General features: G+C 40.6%; 14 protein-coding genes. 6 read left to right on the top strand and 8 right to left on the bottom strand.

The features are described from left to right. Positions 1–239: 239 nt before the first annotated feature. From L5B76_RS00320 to L5B76_RS00310, 3 genes are read right to left on the bottom strand one after another with little or no spacing between them, the layout of a single operon-like run. Positions 240–1469 (bottom strand): HlyD family type I secretion periplasmic adaptor subunit, encoded by a 1230-nt coding sequence (locus L5B76_RS00320; protein WP_115249553.1) that lies wholly within the window; start codon positions 1467–1469, stop codon positions 240–242. Then, positions 1466–3643 (bottom strand): type I secretion system permease/ATPase, encoded by a 2178-nt coding sequence (locus L5B76_RS00315; protein WP_265753807.1) that lies wholly within the window; start codon positions 3641–3643, stop codon positions 1466–1468. The genes L5B76_RS00320 and L5B76_RS00315 overlap by 4 nt, the downstream gene beginning before the upstream one ends. Positions 3644–3647: 4 nt before the next feature. Next, the gene (locus L5B76_RS00310) at positions 3648–4889 is read right to left on the bottom strand and encodes a TolC family protein (RefSeq protein ID WP_115249551.1); all 1242 of its coding nucleotides are present in this window, start codon (positions 4887–4889) and stop codon (positions 3648–3650) included. Positions 4890–5086: 197 nt separating this feature from the next. Here L5B76_RS00310 and tesB point away from each other — a divergent pair, with 197 nt between their 5' ends. Both tesB and L5B76_RS00300 read left to right on the top strand, forming a co-directional pair. Then, positions 5087–5950, top strand: coding sequence for an acyl-CoA thioesterase II (gene tesB, locus L5B76_RS00305; protein ID WP_265753806.1), 864 nt, complete (start codon positions 5087–5089; stop codon positions 5948–5950). An 8-nt stretch (positions 5951–5958) separates the two neighbouring features. Then, entirely contained in the window at positions 5959–6852 is an 894-nt protein-coding gene (locus tag L5B76_RS00300) for a ferritin-like domain-containing protein (RefSeq protein WP_265753805.1), read from the top strand. 60 nt (positions 6853–6912) lie between these two features. Here L5B76_RS00300 and topA read toward each other — a convergent pair whose 3' ends face one another. Continuing rightward, positions 6913–9519: a type I DNA topoisomerase gene (gene topA / locus L5B76_RS00295; RefSeq protein ID WP_265753804.1), complete on the bottom strand. Its 2607-nt coding sequence runs from the start codon at positions 9517–9519 to the stop codon at positions 6913–6915. A gap of 101 nt (positions 9520–9620) precedes the next feature. On the opposite strand from topA, the gene L5B76_RS00290 reads away from it, so the two are divergent. Next, positions 9621–10526, top strand: coding sequence for a LysR family transcriptional regulator (locus L5B76_RS00290; protein WP_265753803.1), 906 nt, complete (start codon positions 9621–9623; stop codon positions 10524–10526). Positions 10527–10615: 89 nt separating this feature from the next. On the opposite strand, the gene sppA is transcribed toward L5B76_RS00290, so the two are convergent. After that, positions 10616–12472 (bottom strand): signal peptide peptidase SppA, encoded by a 1857-nt coding sequence (gene sppA, locus L5B76_RS00285; protein WP_442780785.1) that lies wholly within the window; start codon positions 12470–12472, stop codon positions 10616–10618. 207 nt (positions 12473–12679) lie between these two features. Between sppA and L5B76_RS00280 the strand changes: the two genes are divergently transcribed. Together L5B76_RS00280 and L5B76_RS00275 are read left to right on the top strand one after the other, a co-directional pair. Next, positions 12680–12913 carry a hypothetical protein gene (locus L5B76_RS00280; protein ID WP_265753801.1) on the top strand — a complete coding sequence of 78 codons (234 nt, stop codon included), beginning with the start codon at positions 12680–12682 and terminating at the stop codon, positions 12911–12913. A 219-nt stretch (positions 12914–13132) separates the two neighbouring features. Then, complete coding sequence (locus L5B76_RS00275; protein ID WP_265753800.1) at positions 13133–13687, top strand: NAD(P)H nitroreductase; 555 nt, start codon at positions 13133–13135, stop codon at positions 13685–13687. Between the two features lie 68 nt (positions 13688–13755). Here the strand turns inward: L5B76_RS00275 and selD are convergent, their stop codons facing one another. Then, positions 13756–14796 (bottom strand): selenide, water dikinase SelD, encoded by a 1041-nt coding sequence (gene selD / locus L5B76_RS00270; RefSeq protein ID WP_265755494.1) that lies wholly within the window; start codon positions 14794–14796, stop codon positions 13756–13758. A 205-nt stretch (positions 14797–15001) separates the two neighbouring features. Between selD and gntR the strand changes: the two genes are divergently transcribed. After that, a complete protein-coding gene (gntR, locus tag L5B76_RS00265) occupies positions 15002–16000 on the top strand; it encodes a gluconate operon transcriptional repressor GntR (protein WP_265753799.1) in 999 nt (332 codons plus the stop codon). Between the two features lie 48 nt (positions 16001–16048). Here the strand turns inward: gntR and nhaA are convergent, their stop codons facing one another. Then, positions 16049–17239 (bottom strand): Na+/H+ antiporter NhaA, encoded by a 1191-nt coding sequence (gene nhaA, locus L5B76_RS00260; protein ID WP_115249541.1) that lies wholly within the window; start codon positions 17237–17239, stop codon positions 16049–16051. 196 nt (positions 17240–17435) lie between these two features. Continuing rightward, complete coding sequence (locus L5B76_RS00255; RefSeq protein WP_265753798.1) at positions 17436–18785, bottom strand: anti-phage deoxyguanosine triphosphatase; 1350 nt, start codon at positions 18783–18785, stop codon at positions 17436–17438. Between the last annotated feature and the right edge of the window lies 1 nt (position 18786).

Raw genomic sequence — 18786 nt, 5'->3', positions numbered from 1 at the left:
ATTATATAGAGCGTATTTCTGTATATCTCATTGCACCTTTTCCAATAATTATTCTCATTTGCCTCAGCATAATATTCAGATAATTCATTAAAATCTTCATCAGATGAGTTCATTTTTAAAAAGAAAATAGTACCAATTGATATTAGGTTAAAGATAAATAATAAATTGTTTGACCCTCAAATTCCCCTTATAAAAAATAGGCAGTTCTTTGTGATTGAACTGCCTATTTTACTTTTTATTTAGCGTTCTTGTAACGCTTGTTTCATTCTTGTCAGTGGTTTAGTTAGATATTCAAACACGGTTTTCTCACCTGTTTTAATATCCACTGTGGCGACCATTCCCGGTAATACAGGCAATTGGTTACCCGTTTTATCGGTTAAGTTACTTCCGTCTGTTTCAACTAACACACGATAATATGATGCGTTTGGATTGAGTTTTAATTCATCACCAGCACGCTTATCTTGCAATGTACCAGGGCTGAGTAAGGTTACAATGCCTTCTAAGCCACCATAAATTGCGTAATCGTACGCGGTTAATCGCACCACAGCGCTCATTCCTGGATGCACATAAGCAACATCTTTCGGATTAATATAAGCTTCAACCAGCAATTTTTCTTCGATAGGCACGATTTCCATAATATCTTGCCCTGCGGTGATAACACCACCAATGGTATTCACTTTAATATTTTTGATAATCCCTTTAAGTGGTGCGCGGATAAGTGAACGTTCCACAGGGTCAGCGCGCATTGCTAAATTCTCTCTAGCCTGATCTAGCTCACCTTGTACTCTAGCTAGCTCGGCATTGGCATCATTAATATATTTATGCTCTCTCTCTGAAATTTGTAATTTAAGATCGGCTGATGAACGCTGCATTCTAAGTAATTCAACTTGAGAAATGGCACCTTTACGCACCATTGGTTCAGTAATTCTAATTTCAGAATCTAGCAATCTTTTACTTTCACGCAAACTTTTTAAGGCTTCTGCAAGCGCTTGTTTTTTAGCTTGGTAAACACCTGTTTCACGTTTCACAATATCAGCAGGAAGCGTTTCTGGGAAAACAGGAGTTGTTCCCGATACTTCAGCTTTTAAACGAATCGCAACCGCTTCAAGGTTATCTACTTTTGCTTGCGTTTCACGAAGAATCGCTGAGCTTCGAGTATCATCAAGTTTTAATAGCACTTGGCCTTTCTCAACTTGTTGCCCTTCTTTTACAAGCATTTCGCTCAAAATCCCTGGATCTAAACTTTGAATAATTTGTTCACGGCTACTTGGAATAATGCTTCCTTGACCTCGGGTTACTTCTTCTAATTTACTGAAATAAGCCCAAATCAAAAAAACCAGCAAAAAAGCGCCTAGCAACCATAAAATAGCAAAGGTTTTTTGGTGCTTTTCTTCTTGCATCGCTGCGTGTAAATCAGTCAGTAAATGAAGATCTTTACTATTTACCGCGTTTTCTTGTTTATTTCTCATTTGTTCTCATTGCTCCCAGTTTGCGTTGCTGGTTGAGGATTTTGTTGTTGTGGGTTGTTTTGTTCGCTTAATTTTTGCAATACAGCATCTCTTGGCCCGTCCATAATAATTTTACCACCATCAACCACGACAACACGTTCAACTAAACGCAAAGCAGAAAGACGGTGTGTAACCACAACTAATGTACGTTTTGCTGCCCACTGACCAATCGCATTAAGTGCTTGTATTTCATATTGTTGATCAAAGCTATTCGTTGGTTCATCTAACAATACGACTTTTGGATCTTTAAGCATCATTCGGGCTAATGCAATAGCTTGACGTTGCCCACCCGATAAGCCCTGCCCATTTTCACCTAAAGGCATATCTAATCCTTTAGGATGGCTACGGATAAAGTTCATTAAGCCTAAGCGTTGTAAAGCAACCAATAAAGTCTGATCGGAAGGATAACTATCCGTACGAGCAATATCTAAATTTTCACGCAATGTGCCTAAGAATAAACGCGGATTTTGCTCTAACAACAACACTTGATTACGTAAATAGTAAGGATCAAGCTGTTGTAAATTGATGTTATCTAAGGTGATACTGCCTTCCGTTGGACGATATTGATTTACCGCCAACTTAAGTGCGGTAGATTTTCCGCTACCAATTTTACCTAAGATAGCTACTTTTTCCCCTGGCTGAATGCGTAGATTAAAGTTTTTCAACACAGGTTCATCTTCATCATTATATTTGAACGCAACATTGGTAAAATTTAATGCCCCTTTCACTTGTTTCAAACTGACATAATCTCTGTCTGAAGATTTTTCAATTGGACGTTGAATAATTGCATCAACGCCTTTCAAGGCAACCCAAGCTTGTTGGAAACGAATGGCCAATCCTGCGATTTGTCCCAATGGTGCTAAAGCACGTCCCGATAAAATTACCGCAGCAATTAATGCCCCCATTGTAATGCGTGAAGAAACTTCTTCAGCGTGAATCAAATAAGTACCATACAACACCAAGAACACGGTATTTAATTGCTGTAATGCAGTAACCAGATTCACCACAAAGTTACTAATATCTTTCACCTTAATGGAAGAATAAGAACTTTTCGCGGTAAAGAAATCCCAGCGTTTTTGCGCCCATAACATTGCGTTGTTATTTTTTAATGTTTCAATCCCTTCAATGGCTTCTACTGCTAAACCTTGACGCTGTGAAGATTCACGCATTGATTCATTAATTGCTTTTGACAATGGGAATTGCGCAAGTACACCAATCAAAATGACAAGTGGAATTAAGATACTTGGAACAATAGCCAGTTTTCCTGCAACCAAACCAATAACGGTAATAAATAATAATAAGAAAGGTAAATCAACCAATGTGAGCAAACTTGCACTGGTTAAAAACTCACGCACAGATTCAAAATCACGCAAGTTATTCGCATAAGAACCAGATGAAACTGGACGATCTTGCATTTTCAGCGACATCACTCGTCTAAATAACATCGAACTAATAATCAGATCGGCTTTTTTCCCTGCGATATCCGTTAAATGACCACGTAATGTTTTCGCCAAGAACTCAAAAAAGATGGCTAAGAATACACCAATACTTAACACCCAAAGAGTTTCATACGCTTGGTTTGGAATAACGCGATCATAAACATTCATTACATAAAGCGAGCTGATCAATGCCAAAATATTCACCATAAAGGTGGCAACAATCACTTGATAATAATATTTTTTGAATCGCCAAATAATGCGGAAAAACCAAGATTTGGGTAGCTCATATTCAGGTAATTCTGAACGCGTATCCTGTGCGAGTTTTGGCTTAATAAACCAACAATAACCTAAATATTTTGGTGCGAGTTCTTCTTCCGATAAATCAACAAACAAACCGCTTTCTTGAGCTAAACGATAGTGTTTTTTCCCATCTTTATCTTCTTTAATTTCAACTAAAACCGCTGCCTCTTCATTTTTTAACAAAATGATGACCGGCATTGCTAAAGAAGGGATCTCATTTAATGCACGCTCAGAAATATTATTATCGAAGCCTTCACTTCTTAAATATTCACAAAGCCCTGAAAAATCAGCACTATTACCATTTTTACGGATCGTATGTGCGCTGAGTGTTGCAACAGATAAAGGCGACCCTAATAGCTGGGTCGCCAATGCTAGATGTTCAATGATACTTTTCATTTATTTATTTTCCATTAGCCCATTTTCTCAATGCACCTTGAGAAGCTAGGTAGTCTAAAACAGAATGGCGTAATTGATATTCTGAATTTACTCTACTTAATTGCGCTGATAACAACTCATTTTCAGCATTTAACAATTCAAGTAATGTTCTTTTCGCAATCAAGAATTGTAATTTGTAAAATTCAATTACTTCTTCTTGAGTATTAATTTGCTTGTTTAAGGTTCTAATATGCGTTTGATATTCTGATAAATTCAATAACGCTAAAGATTTACGTTCTTCAATATCAAGACTTGTTTGCTCTAAATTGCTTTCTGCCAAAACGATGCGCTCTGCACGTTCTTCCACTGCGTGAGCACTTTCTGGATTATATACGTCCCAAGCCACATTCAAATAAGCCACTTTGTCATCTCGGGTAGCTTGCCCAATCAAATCAACTTTCGGTAAGCGCTCGGCTTTTTTAGCTGCTAATTCTGCATCTGCATCTTCAATTTCCGAACTCGATACCTTCATTGTCGGATGTTCACTTTTATCCGCAGAATATCTTGCCACTAATTTATCTTTGGTTAATCCATCGAAAGGATTAGACAATCGTTTTATATCAAGTTCTTGACCTGAATAGCGCTTTAATTTATCAATCATTGTTTTTAATTCGCGCTCAGTGTTATTAATTTGTTGCTCAATGGCATATTTTCTTGCTTGAGCTTGTACAAATTCCGATCTGCGACCTTCATCATTATCCGCAATAATATCAATTTCATTTAATGTAGAATCAATACGCCTTACGGTATTTTGCAATACTTTTAAGGTCTCAGATGCTTTTAACGCCATTAAATATAATTCTGTGATGGTGTAACCCAAAGATTCATAGGTTTCATCAATTTTATAGCGCGTAGTTTGCTCAGCTTTTTCTGTTTGCCGAATACGTTTTTCCACTGCACCAAAAGAATAAATATTTAAAGACACCTGCGCGCCAGGGGTAAATTTTGATGTTTTATTTTCAGTATAGCGGTGATTTTGGTGAATATTTTGCTGCGCAAAAACCGATAATTTAGGCAAATGCCCTGCTTCTGCTTGTTTGACTTTAGTCTGTGCAATTTTTTGGTTAGCTTGCGCCACCAACACCTTTGGATCTTTCTGAAAAGCTCTGCTAATCACGCCTTGCAACTGACCAGCATCAGCCCACGCATTCCCTGCCAATAAAGATAACACTAGAAAATGAATCTTTTTTAATTCTAACTTTTTCATAACTCTTTTCCTAAGCGAATTAGATTAGATACGAATTTGTCTTTACTCTAAAAATATGGAAACAAAACGGGTAAAATATATCATAAGGCTATTAAAAAAACATCAATTAATCTGACAAAACGATCAAAAATAAGGTTAGTTTTAGAAAAAATTCCCGTAAAATACACCGCACTTATTTTTATTAAAAGGTAGATAAAATGTCTGTGGTACTCAATCAGCTTATTGATTTACTTAAGCTAGAACAGCTTGATGATTTTCTCTTTCGTGGGCAAAGCCAAGATTTAGGTTTGCGCCAAGTGTTTGGTGGGCAAGTGGTGGCGCAAGCGCTTTCTGCGGCGATTCAAGTTGCCCCACAAGATCGCGTGTTGCATTCTTGCCACGCCTATTTTCTTGCCCCTGGGGATAGTCAGCACCCGATTATTTATGATGTGGAAGTGTTGCGTGAAGGGCATCATTTCACCGCAATGCGAGTGAAAGCCATTCAGCATAATCAAGCCATTTGCCACATTACCGCGTCATTTCAAATGGAAGAAGAAGGCTTTGATCACCAAGCGTCAATGCCAAATGTCGGCGAGCCAGATAGCTTTATGGCTGAAAGTGTGGCATTGCAAAAATTGGCACAATATATCCCAGAGCCAATTCGCGATAAATTTACTGCTGAGCGCCCTTTTGATATTCGCACTAAATACATCAATAACCCTTTTCAAGGCAAAGCCTTGCCGCCTGAGCAATATGTTTGGGTGAAAGCCAATGGTGAAGTGCCGCACAATCGCGCCATTCAGCAATGTTTGTTGGCGTATTTTTCTGATTTTCATCCGCTACTCACTGCCCTCCACCCACATCAAAAAGGCTTTTTAGAAGCTGGAATGAAATTAGCCACCATCGACCATTCTATTTGGTTTCACCGTACTGGGGATCTTAACGATTGGCTACTCTACGCCATTGAAAGCCCTAACGCCTTTGGCGCAAGGGGCTTATCACGCGGACAAATTTTCGATCGTCAAGGGCGTTTAATTGCCACCACACAGCAAGAAGGTTTAATTAGATTTAGCGAAAAATAAGGAAAAAAATGACCGCACTTTTAATGACACAACTTTGGGATCAGGTTACCCACGCCTTACAAGAAAAAGATCCCGCGAAAAAATGTGAGCAAGTAAACGCCCTATATACCGAGCTTTTGCCTCGCATTGAGCAAGCTGAATTGGCGGACTTCCCAACAATAAGCAAAGATCAAGAAATCGCCGCCTTTCCTGACAAACCGAGATTGGTTGCACCGCACGCCGTGCCAAAACGTTCTTTTGCCACACAAGAAGGCTATGCCGCCACTTTGCACGCCATTGCGCATATTGAATTTAATGCGATCAATTTAGGCTTAGATGCAGCTTGGCGATTTGCTCGTGAAGCAGAAAAAGAATTAGGCGAAGGGTTAGCCTTTGCGCGAGATTGGTTGCGTGTTGCTTATGAAGAAAGCACCCATTTTACTTTAGTAAACAATCATTTAAAAACCTTAGGCTATAAATATGGCGATTTCGAAGCGCACGCTGGATTATGGGAAATGGCACAAGCCACCGCACACGATATTTGGGAACGAATGGCGTTAGTGCCACGAGTTTTAGAAGCAAGAGGCTTGGACGCCACACCGGTAATGCAAGAAAAAATCGCACAGCGCAAAGATTTTGATGCGGTGAAAATTCTCGATATTATTTTGCGTGATGAAATCGGCCACGTTTCCATTGGCAATCATTGGTATCACGCTCTTTCCGCCAAACGAGGGCTGGACGCAATGCAATGTTTCAGCGATTTATTGCGTAAATATCGCATTGTTATTTTCAAAGGGGCAATCAACACCGATGCCCGTATTCAAGCCGGTTTCACTCAATTTGAATTGGATTGGATTTATGAAATTGAACAGACGCTTAGATCTCATATTAAAGCCAATCAAGCTGCAAATAAATCTGAATAAAAACCAACAAAAAGGCGATCAATTGATCGCCTTTTCTCTTTTAAATAGGTTCAATTAGGGCTATTTACCATTCTCAACCCATTTTCCGTCAATATAGTCAGCACGCCATTTTGTAGCTTTGCCATTTTTTTCAGAGGTAATATATTGACGTTTTTCCTTACGGCTAAAGCGAACGATGGCTTCATTGCCTTCAGGATCTTTCTGCGGTGCATCGGCTAAATATTGCAATTTTTCAGGCAGACGATCACGATATAGCACCAATTCTGCCACTTTAGCTGCACGAGTTTCACGAGATTTCGGGAAATTATGCGCAGACATAAACACACCACTTGCTCCATCACGCAATACAAAATACGCATCAGAATTTTCACATTTTAGCTCTGGGAAATGTACTGGCTCTTCTTTTGGTGGCGCAACTTCGCCATTTTTTAAGATTTTGCGCGTGTTATCGCATTGGGTACAAGCCATATATTTGCCAAAACGCCCCAATTTTAAGTGCATATCCGCACCGCACTTATCACATTCAACAATCGGACCATCATAGCCTTTAATTTTAAACTCACCTTGCTCCACGACGTAGCCATCACAATTTGGATTATTCCCACAGACATAAAGTTTACGTTGCGGATCAATAATATAGCTATCCATTGCCGTACCACATTTCGGGCAACGTTTACGCTCCATTAGCGCTTTCGTTTCGGAAGCTTCGTCCAGAACGTTTAATAATTCGGCTTCAGGAATTAAATTTATCGTGGTTTTACACCGCTCTTTTACTGGTAAGGCATAGCCTGAACAGCCTAAAAATACCCCTGTACTGGCAGTGCGAATTGCCATTGGGCGGCCACAAGTTGGGCATTTAATATCGGTTAGCACAAGACTATTTGGCTTCATTCCGCCTTCTAGTTCATCTAATTCGGCTTGACTAAGTTGTGCGGAAAAATCTTTAAAGAATTGATTTAATTCTGTTTTCCAATTTTTTTCTCCGCTAGCAATTTGATCCAGCACATCTTCCATATTCGCGGTAAAATCATAGTTCATTAAATCAGCAAAAGATTGATTAAGCCGATCTGTCACAATTTCGCCCATTTTTTCTGCATAAAAACGACGGTTTTCTACACGTACGTAGCCACGTTCTTGAATGGTTGAAATAATTGCTGCGTAAGTAGAAGGACGACCAATACCACGCTTCTCTAGCTCCTTGACTAATGCCGCTTCGCTAAAACGTGCTGGTGGCTTGGTGAAATGTTGCTGTGGGATTACTTCTTTTAAATTTAGCTGATCGTTCACCGCAACTGCTGGTAGCACTTGATCTTCAGCACTTTTGCTCATTGGCGGTAACACTTTCGTCCAACCGTCAAAACGTAAAATACGCCCTTTAGCTTTCAGGCCGTAATCGCCCGCCGTTACCGTAAGCGTTGAGCTGTCATATTGTGCGGCAGGCATTTGGCAAGCCACAAATTGACGCCAAATGAGATCGTATAAACGCACCGCATCTTTATCCATTCCTTGCACATCAGCCGCCAATACACGCACATCAGAAGGGCGAATGGCTTCGTGCGCTTCTTGCGCATTATCTTTGCTCGAATAAAAATTCGGTTTAGCCGGCAAATAGGCATCACCATAATTTGAACCGATATAATCACGCACCATATTTAACGCATCTTTACTCAAATTAGTGCTATCGGTACGCATATAGGTAATATAACCTGCTTCATACAAACGCTGCGCCAGCATCATTGTTTTTTTCACGCCAAAATTAAGGCGGGTACTTGCGGTTTGTTGCAAGGTTGAAGTAATAAATGGTGCTTTCGGTTTAGAGCTGGTTGGCTTGGTTTCTAAATCAGAAACGACATAGTCAGATTTTTGTAAAAAATCCACCGCACTTTGCACTTGTTGTGCATTCTTCGGCTCAAATTTTTTCCCTTTGAAACTAGTTACATCAAGACGCAAACCAATTTTCTGTGCGGTTTCCGTTTGCACCGCCACTTCCCAATATTCTTCAGGCTGGAAAGCTTTGATCTCACGCTCGCGTTCTACTAATAATTTCACCGCGACCGATTGCACACGCCCTGCTGATAGACCGCGCGCCACTTTCTTCCATAATAATGGCGACACCATAAAGCCCACCACGCGATCAAGAAAACGGCGTGTTTGTTGGGCATTAACGCGATCCATATTGAGATGTTCAGGGTGTTCAAAGGCTTGAGTGATGGCATTTTTGGTGATCTCGTTGAATACCACGCGGCTAAAACGATCATCATCACCGCCAATCACTTCACGCAAATGCCAAGCAATGGCTTCCCCTTCTCTATCCAAATCGGTGGCGAGATAAATATGATCCGCTTTTTTCGCTAGCGATTTCAGCTCCGCCACTACTTTTTCTTTACCTGGTAAAATTTGGTAATTGGCTTTCCAATCGTGATAAGGATCGATTCCCATACGTTTCACCAAGGCATTACGTTCTTTTTCTTGCTTAATGGCTTGCTTTTCTTCGGGGCTTAATCCTTTGGTAGAAATTGGCTTGGCTTTTTCACCGGTACTCATTCCAGCGGTAGGTAAATCGCAAATATGCCCTACGCTGGATTTCACTATATAATCCTTTCCTAAATACTTATTAATGGTTTTCGCCTTGGCTGGCGACTCCACAATCACTAAAGATTTACTCATCTTTTTCTTTACCTAATTTCTGCTAACTTGTGTAAAATTGCCCGATATATTGCGGACTATCTGTGGATTGGTCAATCATTTTTTTAAAAAAGGAAGAATAAATGGATAAACTCAATGCAATTTCTGTCTTTTGTAAAGTGGTGGAAACGCAAAGTTTTACCCAAACCGCTATACAGCAAAATATCTCCGTAGCAATGGCGAGTAAGCTAGTTTCACAACTGGAAGAACAGCTGAAAACCCGCTTGTTACAGCGCACTACCAGAAAGATTGTGCCTACTGAAGCGGGGCTGCTTTATTACCAACGTTGCCAGCCAATTCTGGCGGAATTGCAAGATGCCGAAGCCAGTATCAGCAATCTTGCTAGCGCATTACAAGGCAAGCTGCATATTTCCGTGCCACGTGATTTTGGCTTGCGTTTTATTGCCCCCAATTTGGGGTTATTTCTGCACGCCCACCCTAATCTTGAAGTTGATATTGAATTTAACGATCGTTTAGTGGATTTAATTACCGAAGGATTTGATCTCGCCTTACGCATTGGCAATTTGCAAGATAGCTCATTGGTGGCAAAAAAAATTGCTCGTTCAACAATGCATATCGTAGGTTCGCCAGATTATTTCGCAAAAAACGGCGTGCCACAGACCCCAGAAGAATTATATCAGCACAAAATAATGCTGTATAAATCCAATAACAATCAAGTATTTTGGGAATTTATCAACGGCACAAGAATTGAGCGCTTGCGCGTGCAGGCTGATGTTATGTGCAACAGTGGCTTGGCCTTGGCTGAACTGGCAAAATCAGGACTCGGTATTGTCAATTTACCACGTTTTCTGATTGAAAATGAATTAGCTTCAGGGGAATTGGTGGAAGTGTTGGCTGAGTATCCGCAACATCAGTTGGATATGAATATTGTCTATCCTCACCGCCGTCATTTGGCGGCGAAAGTGAAAGCCTTTGTGGATTTTTTAAGCCAGCTTGGGTTATGCCAAGAAACCGCTAGCAATAAATAGAAGAAATAATAGAAATAAAAAGAAACAAAAAGTGCGGTGCAATTTTTAAAAATTTTCCCCTTCTATTTGCATAAAAGGGGAAAATAATTTTAGCGTAACGTCCCGCAATTAATACAGTATAAATACTGCCCTTTTGGATCGTTAAATTGACTCAATTGGTTAAGTTGTTGTTTTACTTCACTGAATGGTTTTGCTAAGCCGAGAGAACTGAATAATTGTTGTTGTACGCCTTTGCCAAAGCCTTTCATCAATGTATCGAATAGGGAATCATTACGTTCGATTAACCATTCTACACTAAATTCTTTGGCAGGTTGCTCGCCTTGTTTTGCCTGAGCTAATTCTGTAGCCTTCGCTACTGCACGATCAAAATCGCCCAGTTCGTCCACTAATTTATTTTGCAATGCCTCCGCGCCTAACCACACTTGACCTTGTGCAATTTTATCCACCTCAGGTTTAGCCAACTGGCGACCTTGGCTCACAAGAGAAAGGAATTTATCGTAGCCGTGTTCAATTTCAAGTTGATAAATATCACCTTTTACTTTTGAAATACCACGAAAAGAAGACTGCTGGCTTAAAGGAGAGGTTGCCACGCCATCGGCATTCACGCCAATTTCTGCTGCCGCTTTCTCGAAAGTAGGAACAATTGAAAAAATACCGATTGATCCCGTAATGGTATCCGCATCAGCGAAAATATAATCAGCAGTACTCGCAATCCAATAACCGCCCGAAGCTGCCATTGCTCCCATTGACACCACCACTGGCTTGCCTGCTTGCTGTAAATGAACAATTTCCTGACGGATAATTTCTGACGCAAAGGCACTGCCACCGGGGCTATTTACACGCAAAATCACGGCTTTGATTTTTTCATCTTCATAAGCCTGACGCAACAATGTGGCAATCGTATCACCGCCAACACCATTGTCATCGGTTTCACCGTCAATAATTGCACCTTCAACATTGACCACCGCAATGCGTGTTTTGCCTTCCCCTTCAATGCGATCAGGTAAATCTGCTAAATAACGATCAAACGGCAACAATTTTGCTTTACCCTCTGCATTTTTGCCAAAAAGTGCGGTGAATTTTTGTTCTAAAGTAAAACGATCAGCAAGTTGTGTAACAAATTTTTGCTGTTGGGCATAAGCCGTCAAATCCCCATTTAATGCTTTCAAATTCGCAAAATATTGCTCCGCTTCAGGTAAGACATTATCAACAGGAATTTGGCGATTGTTTGCGATCAGCGTTTTATAATCCGTCCACATTGTGCTTAACCAACGTTGCATATTGGCTCTGGCTTCTGCCGACATATCATTACGCAAAAACGGCTCAACAGCAGATTTATACGTCCCGACACGAAAAATATGTGGCGTAATTTTTAACTTATCAAGCAAATCTTTGTAATACAGATTGTCCACTGCCAAGCCTTGAATTTCCACCGCACCAATCGGGTTGAGATAAATTTCATCGGCATAACTCGCGAGTACATATTGTTTTTGCGTATAGCTATCCGCATAAGCAATCACAGGTTTACCACTTTGCTTAAATGCTCGAATTGCTTTGCCCACATATTTAATTGCTGGCAAATCTGCCCCTTCAAAATGGTTAAGATCTAACACCAAGCCTTTAATACGAGGATCATCTATGGCTGAACGAATGCTGTAAACAACATCAAAGGTAGAAATTTGACGTGGTACATATTGCGAATCAACTTGCTTGAGTAAATCTTGTAAGGAATAGATTTCTTCACGATTATCCGCTAAATATCCATCTAAATTCAGCAATAACGCCCCCTCATCTGCCCCAAGTGGTGCTTGGGTTTCTTTATTTGCATTCGTGAGCAAACTCACCACCGCAAAAAGAAACAACACAAAGACAAGAAAGACTAAATTCATCACAACATTGCGCACAAAATTTAATCCTCGCCACAGCATAGAGCCTAGTTTCATCAGCGATTTCATAGATTTCCTTATTTTTTGATTTTATTTGAGAGAGCGTATCATAAACAGATTAACACCCAAATGCGAATAATTCTTTGCAGAATGCCTGTTTTTATCCACTTTGATCTGTTTTCTCGATCAGGATCGCAAAACTCAGCAAAAAATCACCGCACTTAAACAGTGTTTTGATATGGTTGTTCCCAATACAAGGAGAACCCAATGTTAAATTTATTCAAACGCCCGATAGAAGTCGAAACCTTAGAAGCTTGGGCAAAAATGGTAGAAGATATTGCCAAAGTTGCGATACTTGCATTGCCTGTGATAGTATTTGGTCAAAATGGCGTACTATTTAAGATTGCAAGTAGTTTCACATTAATGTTTGTTGCTTATGCTACCCTTTTGGTGGGAAAGCAGCTCCGAAAACTCAAACCTAAATTATCAAAGGGGGATTAAATGGAGCTTACTATTGGATTATTAGTTTTATTGGCTGTAGTTTTAGCTTTTGGTGCAGGCATTAATCACGCAGCAAAAGAAGCCGATAAAGAGAGTAAAAAGAACTAATTACATAAGCCCCCAATATAAGGGGGCTTTTCTATATCACCTATAAGACCAAAAACTATGCTATAATCCACCGCACTTTTTATAACAAAAATGATCACAAAAGGACTGATTATGGACGCTTTAACCCTACTCACTTCACGCCGTTCTAACAAAAAACTCTTTGCGCCTGCGCCAAACCAAGCACAACTTGAACAGATTTTCCAAGCCGCACTGCACGTCCCTGATCACGGCAGATTGCAACCTTATCGCTTTGTGGTGATTGAAAAAGAGGGATTAAGCAAACTTGGCGGTTTATTAAAAAGTGCCGTACAAGAGCTGAATCTCGGTGAAGAGCGGTTGAAAAAAGCGGAAAATTTACCGAATCGCGCGCCAATGTTCATTGCCGTGATCGCAAAAATCCAAAAAGATATTGCTAAAGTCCCCGCTTGGGAACAAATGCTTACCGCAGGTTGCGCCACTTACGCAATGCAACTTGCCGCCAATGCACAAGGCTTTGACAATGTATGGGTAACTGGCCCTTGGGTTGATGGCTCTGAGTTACGCCAAGCGCTACAATGTGATCAAAACGATAAAGTGGTCGCTTTTATTATGCTAGGCACAGGGGAAGAAAAAGCCAGCCGTGAGCCTAAACAAGCAGATTTATCCCAGTTTGTGAGCTATTTGTAAATCTAACATACTGATTTTAAATAGATAAAAGGCGAGAAAACTCTCGCCTTTTTCACCGCACTTTTCGCTTAAATAACCTCAATCAATGCAGATTGAGAATCATCATTTAATAATTCACCCACTTCAAACAATTCCACACCTTCTTGCTGTGCTAGCGCTGTTACTTGCTCCACCGCTTCAGGTTTTACCGCAATAAGCAAACCGCCTGAGGTTTGTGGATCGCACAACACAGCTTTTTGTAGATCATTCATTGGGGAAATTTTGTGTCCGTAGCTTTCAAAATTTCGTCCTGTGCCACCTGGTACGCAACCTTTTTCAATATAGCGGATCACGCCGTCTAGAGTTTTGATTTTATCAAAATATACTTTTGCTTTGAGCTGAGAACCCTCGCAAATTTCACTTAAATGGCCAAGCAAGCCAAAGCCTGTTATATCCGTCATTGCGGTGATGCCATCTAACTCCGCAAATTTTGCGCCAATTTTGTTCATTTGACACATTGTTACGGTGGCAAGACCTTTATGTTCAGGTTTAAGTTTGCCTTTTTTCTCCGCGGTAGTTAAAACGCCAATGCCAAGCGGTTTGGTGAGATAAAGTTTGCAACCAGCTTGCGCGGAAGCGTTCTTTTTCACTTTATCGGTAGAAATCACGCCTGTTACGGCTAAGCCAAAAATCGGTTCGGGGGCATCAATGGAATGACCACCTGCTAAGGCGATGCCTGCTTGTTGGCACGCAAAACGACCGCCGTCCACAATACGTTGCGCCACACTAGGTGGAAGTAATTTGATTGGGAAACCTAAAATCGCAATGGCCATAATGGGTTTACCGCCCATTGCGAAAATATCACTAATGGCATTGGTGGCGGCAATGCGTCCGAAATCAAAGGGATCATCTACGATCGGCATAAAGAAATCCGTGGTGCTGATAATGCCTACCCCATTGCCAATATCATAAACTGCCGCGTCATCTTTGGTTTCATTGCCCACCAATAAATTAGGATCGACAAATTTTTCCATTTCAGAATGTAAAATAGTTTCCAGCACTTTCGGCGAAATTTTACAACCGCACCCTGCGCCGTGGCTATATTGCGTTAGACGAATGGTTTCTGCCACGGTTTGATCTAGGGCATTTTGAACATCGGTGAGATTGGTTTGTTTTGATTTAGTTTCTTTTAACATAGCTTCCTCGCTTTACCATCAACTGATGAGTGAATGTTTTCATTATACTCTGATTTCCTAAGTGCGGTGATTTTTTGTGAAATTTTTACTAGAATAACAGATTATTATTTTTCCCTTTTATGTCGCTAAATAGACGAAAATGAATAGACGAAAACGCCCCACCCTACAAATGATCGCCGATCATCTTGGTTTAACCAAAATGACCATTAGCCGTTATTTACGCAATCCTGATTCCGTTGCGCCAGAAACGCAGCACAAAATCGCTGCCGCGATTGAACAATTTGGTTATATCCCTAACCGAGCGCCTGATATTTTATCTAACGCCAAAAGTTTAGCCATTGGTGTGTTATTGCCCTCTCTCACTAACCAAGTATTTGCGGAAGTGTTGAAAGGTATTGAATTAATTACGGATAAAGCAGGCTATCAAACGATGGTGGCGCACTATGGATATAGCGTAGAAAAAGAAGAACAACGCATTGAAAGCCTGCTTTCTTATAATGTGGACGGTTTAATTTTATCAGAAAATCACCATAGCCCACGCACCTTAAAAATGCTTGAAGTCGCCAATATTCCTGTGATTGAAATTATGGACAGCAGCGAAATGGGCATTCAGCAAGTGGTGGGCTTTGATAATGTGGCGGCGGCGCAATCTATGGTGGAAACAATGATCCATTACGGGCATAAAAATATCCTTTATTTCACCGCGCGAATGGACAAGCGTACCAAGCTGAAAATGCAAGGCTATGAAAATGCAATGAAAAAACACGGCTTAACACCACATAGCCTGATTACCTCTGAACCTTCTTCTTTCACTCTAGGAGCAAATTTACTACGCCAAGCCTTAAGCGAATATCCCGAAACCAACGGCATTTTTTGCACCAATGATGACTTAGCCATTGGTGCGTTGTTTGAATGTCAGCGTTTGGGGATCAAGATTCCGCAAGATATAGCCATTGCAGGTTTCCACGGCCACGATGTGGGGCAATCAATGACACCACAGCTTGCCACCGTAATCACACCAAGATTAGAAATTGGCAAAATTGCGGCACAAGAATTGCTCAATCGCTTACAAGGTATCCCAATTCAAAATCAAATTATTAATTTAGGCTATCAGATACACATAGGGGAAAGCATTTAATGCTTCCCCCTATTTGATAAAGCGATAATAATTTAAAAGCTCAAAACGCTATGCGCTAACTGGCTTCGTTTCTACTGGCTTGGTAAAGGCTCTTAATAATAAATAGCCACCAATTGCCGATAAACCAGAACCGATGAGAATCCCCACCCGTGCAAAGCTCGCCATTTCACTTGCTCCATCACCACCAAAGGCAAGACCTGCAAGGAACATTGACATTGTAAAGCCGATACCACAAAGCAAGGCCACGGCAAAAATTTGCTTGAAGTTAATGCCCTCAGGCAATTTGGCAATGCGTAATAACACTGAAAGGTAACTAAATAAGAATACGCCTAACAGTTTACCCACTAATAAGCCTAGAATAACGCCAAGGGTAAGTGGTGAACTCAGTGTTTCTAACCCCATTCCTGATAAAGATACCCCCGCATTGGAAAAGGCAAATAAGGGCAAAATAAAGAAAGAACACCAAGGGGCTAAAATATGTTCCATATCGTGCAATAATTTTCGTCCATTTTTGCCTTTTAACGGGATACTAAATCCAATAATTACCCCTGCAAGGGTGGCGTGTACACCTGATTTCAGCACCGATACCCAAAGCACCAGCCCAACAATGACATAAGGCCCTAAATTAGAAACTTTAAAGCGATTTAGTAAGATTAATCCCACAATCGCGATACTGGCTAGAATTAACGCACGGGTACTTAAATCCTGCGAGAAAAACAAGGCAATCACAATAATCGCCCCTAAGTCATCAATAATTGCTAAAGCAAGTAAGAATACTTTTAAGGCAAAGGGAACTCGGCTACCCAATAAGCCTAAAATACCTAACGCAAAGGCAATATCTGTTGCCATTGGGATTGCCCAACCTTCTTGATATTGCGGGGTATCTTTAGTGATAAACCAATACACTAACGCAGGCACAACCATTCCGCCTAGTGCGGCAATAGCAGGGAAAATGGCTTTTTGATAGCTAGAAATTGCCCCTGTGAGTAATTCTCGTTTTACTTCCAATCCCACAAGCACAAAAAACACGGCCATAAAACCATCATTTACCCACATTAATAAAGGTTTATTAATTTGCACAATCGAGCCAAATTGGATCACCACTGGCGCATCAAGAAAACTAAAATAAAAACGGCTTAATGGTGTGTTTGCAAGCAAAATGGCAAAGGCTGCAAAAAAGAGCAACAACATTCCACCTGCGGCTTCCATTTTCATAAAATAGCGAATATATCGAACCATTAATCTCTCCTAAAATATAAAAATTGGCAAATTACTGCCGAAATAAAATCATCATTATTGCATTTTAATAAAAAATGATCCTTTATTTTTCTAACATAGAAATAAAAACAGGGTCAATAAAAATCGGGAAAATTGATGCTATGCGTTGAAAAATTAAAAATTTTACTCAATTTTTAACCGCTCTTTTATCCTTTTATTAAAGTTGCTGATATAACCGCCTTGCATTGGCATCAGACATACTGGCAATGTAATCACATACCACACGTTGCTTGTGCGCTTCATCTGCATTGCGCCATTGTTCTAGCACATAATGTGGCAATAAACGCTCGGGATTGTTAGCAAAAACTTGAAACATCTCGCGCAACATTCTTTGTCCTTTATATTCAATCCGTTGCGTATTGACATCGCAAATCACATATTTCCAGACAAAATTCTTAAACACTTTCAGCACCGCAATCACATCGGGTGGCAATTCTGCGTTATAACGAAGTAAAGGTTCTGAAAAATCTGCGCTAATTTTCCACCGCACATTGGTAATAAAATAATTCACCAAGGCGCCAATGGCATTTTTTCGTTCATAATGATAAGGCGAAAATAAATTACGGCTAATGGACTCAATATGCTGCGTAATCCATTCTGAATCACAATGTTGCAGTTGCTCAAAGGCTTCTTGCCATTGGTGTTGATGCACCATTCCAACCACAATGGCATCTTCCAAATCGTGAACACCATAGGCAATATCGTCTGCCAGTTCCATAATGCTACAATCTAAGGATTTATAACGGGTTTTTAAGGTTTGCTCTGGCAACTCTCGTGATTGATTAAGCTGTTGAAATAAATGACGATCTTTTTCACTTAAAGGGGCGAGTAGCCATTCAAAGACATCAAGATCATCGCGGAATAATCCTTTACCAGGAATCCAGTCCAACATTTTAGTTTGGCTTAAATCGCCTTGCTGAAACTGCGGTATCTGACTATATTGTGGCGACACTTCATCTAAAATAGCAGGATATTTCACCACGCCAAGCAAAGTGCGGCGGGTTAAATTCATTCCTGCATTGGCGGTATAAGGCTCTAACTTGGTCAATAAGCGAAAGGTTTGCGCATTGCCTTCAAAGCCTCCGTGATCGCGCATCATATAATTTAATGCCACTTCCCCACCGTGTCCAAAAGGCGGGTGTCCAATATCGTGGGCAAAGCACAGGCTTTCAATCAGATCATTGGAAGGCAATAAGGGCTTTAGCTGTTTTTGTAAAAGGCTTTTATCCGTCTTTAATTGTTCGGCTAAATGGGCAAATGCTTCGGTGAATTTGAGCTGCGCCACCAAGCTACTACCAATTTGGGCAACTTCCAAAGAATGGGTTAAGCGCGTGCGGTAAAAATCATTTTCACCCACGGCGTGGATTTGCGTTTTAGCTTGCAGGCAGCGAAACGCTGCACTGTGCAAAATACGTCCACGATCACGACGAAATGGCGGGCGGTGATCTTTTTCTCGTGGACTATCTGGATTCACCCGTTCTAGCCAAGGATTACTTATATTATTCATT

Source organism: Avibacterium sp. 21-594 (assembly GCF_026226815.1).
GTDB lineage: Bacteria > Pseudomonadota > Gammaproteobacteria > Enterobacterales > Pasteurellaceae > Avibacterium > Avibacterium avium.
The sequence above is the reverse complement of the archived record's forward strand: the minus strand, read 5'-3'. Positions and strand labels throughout refer to the sequence as shown.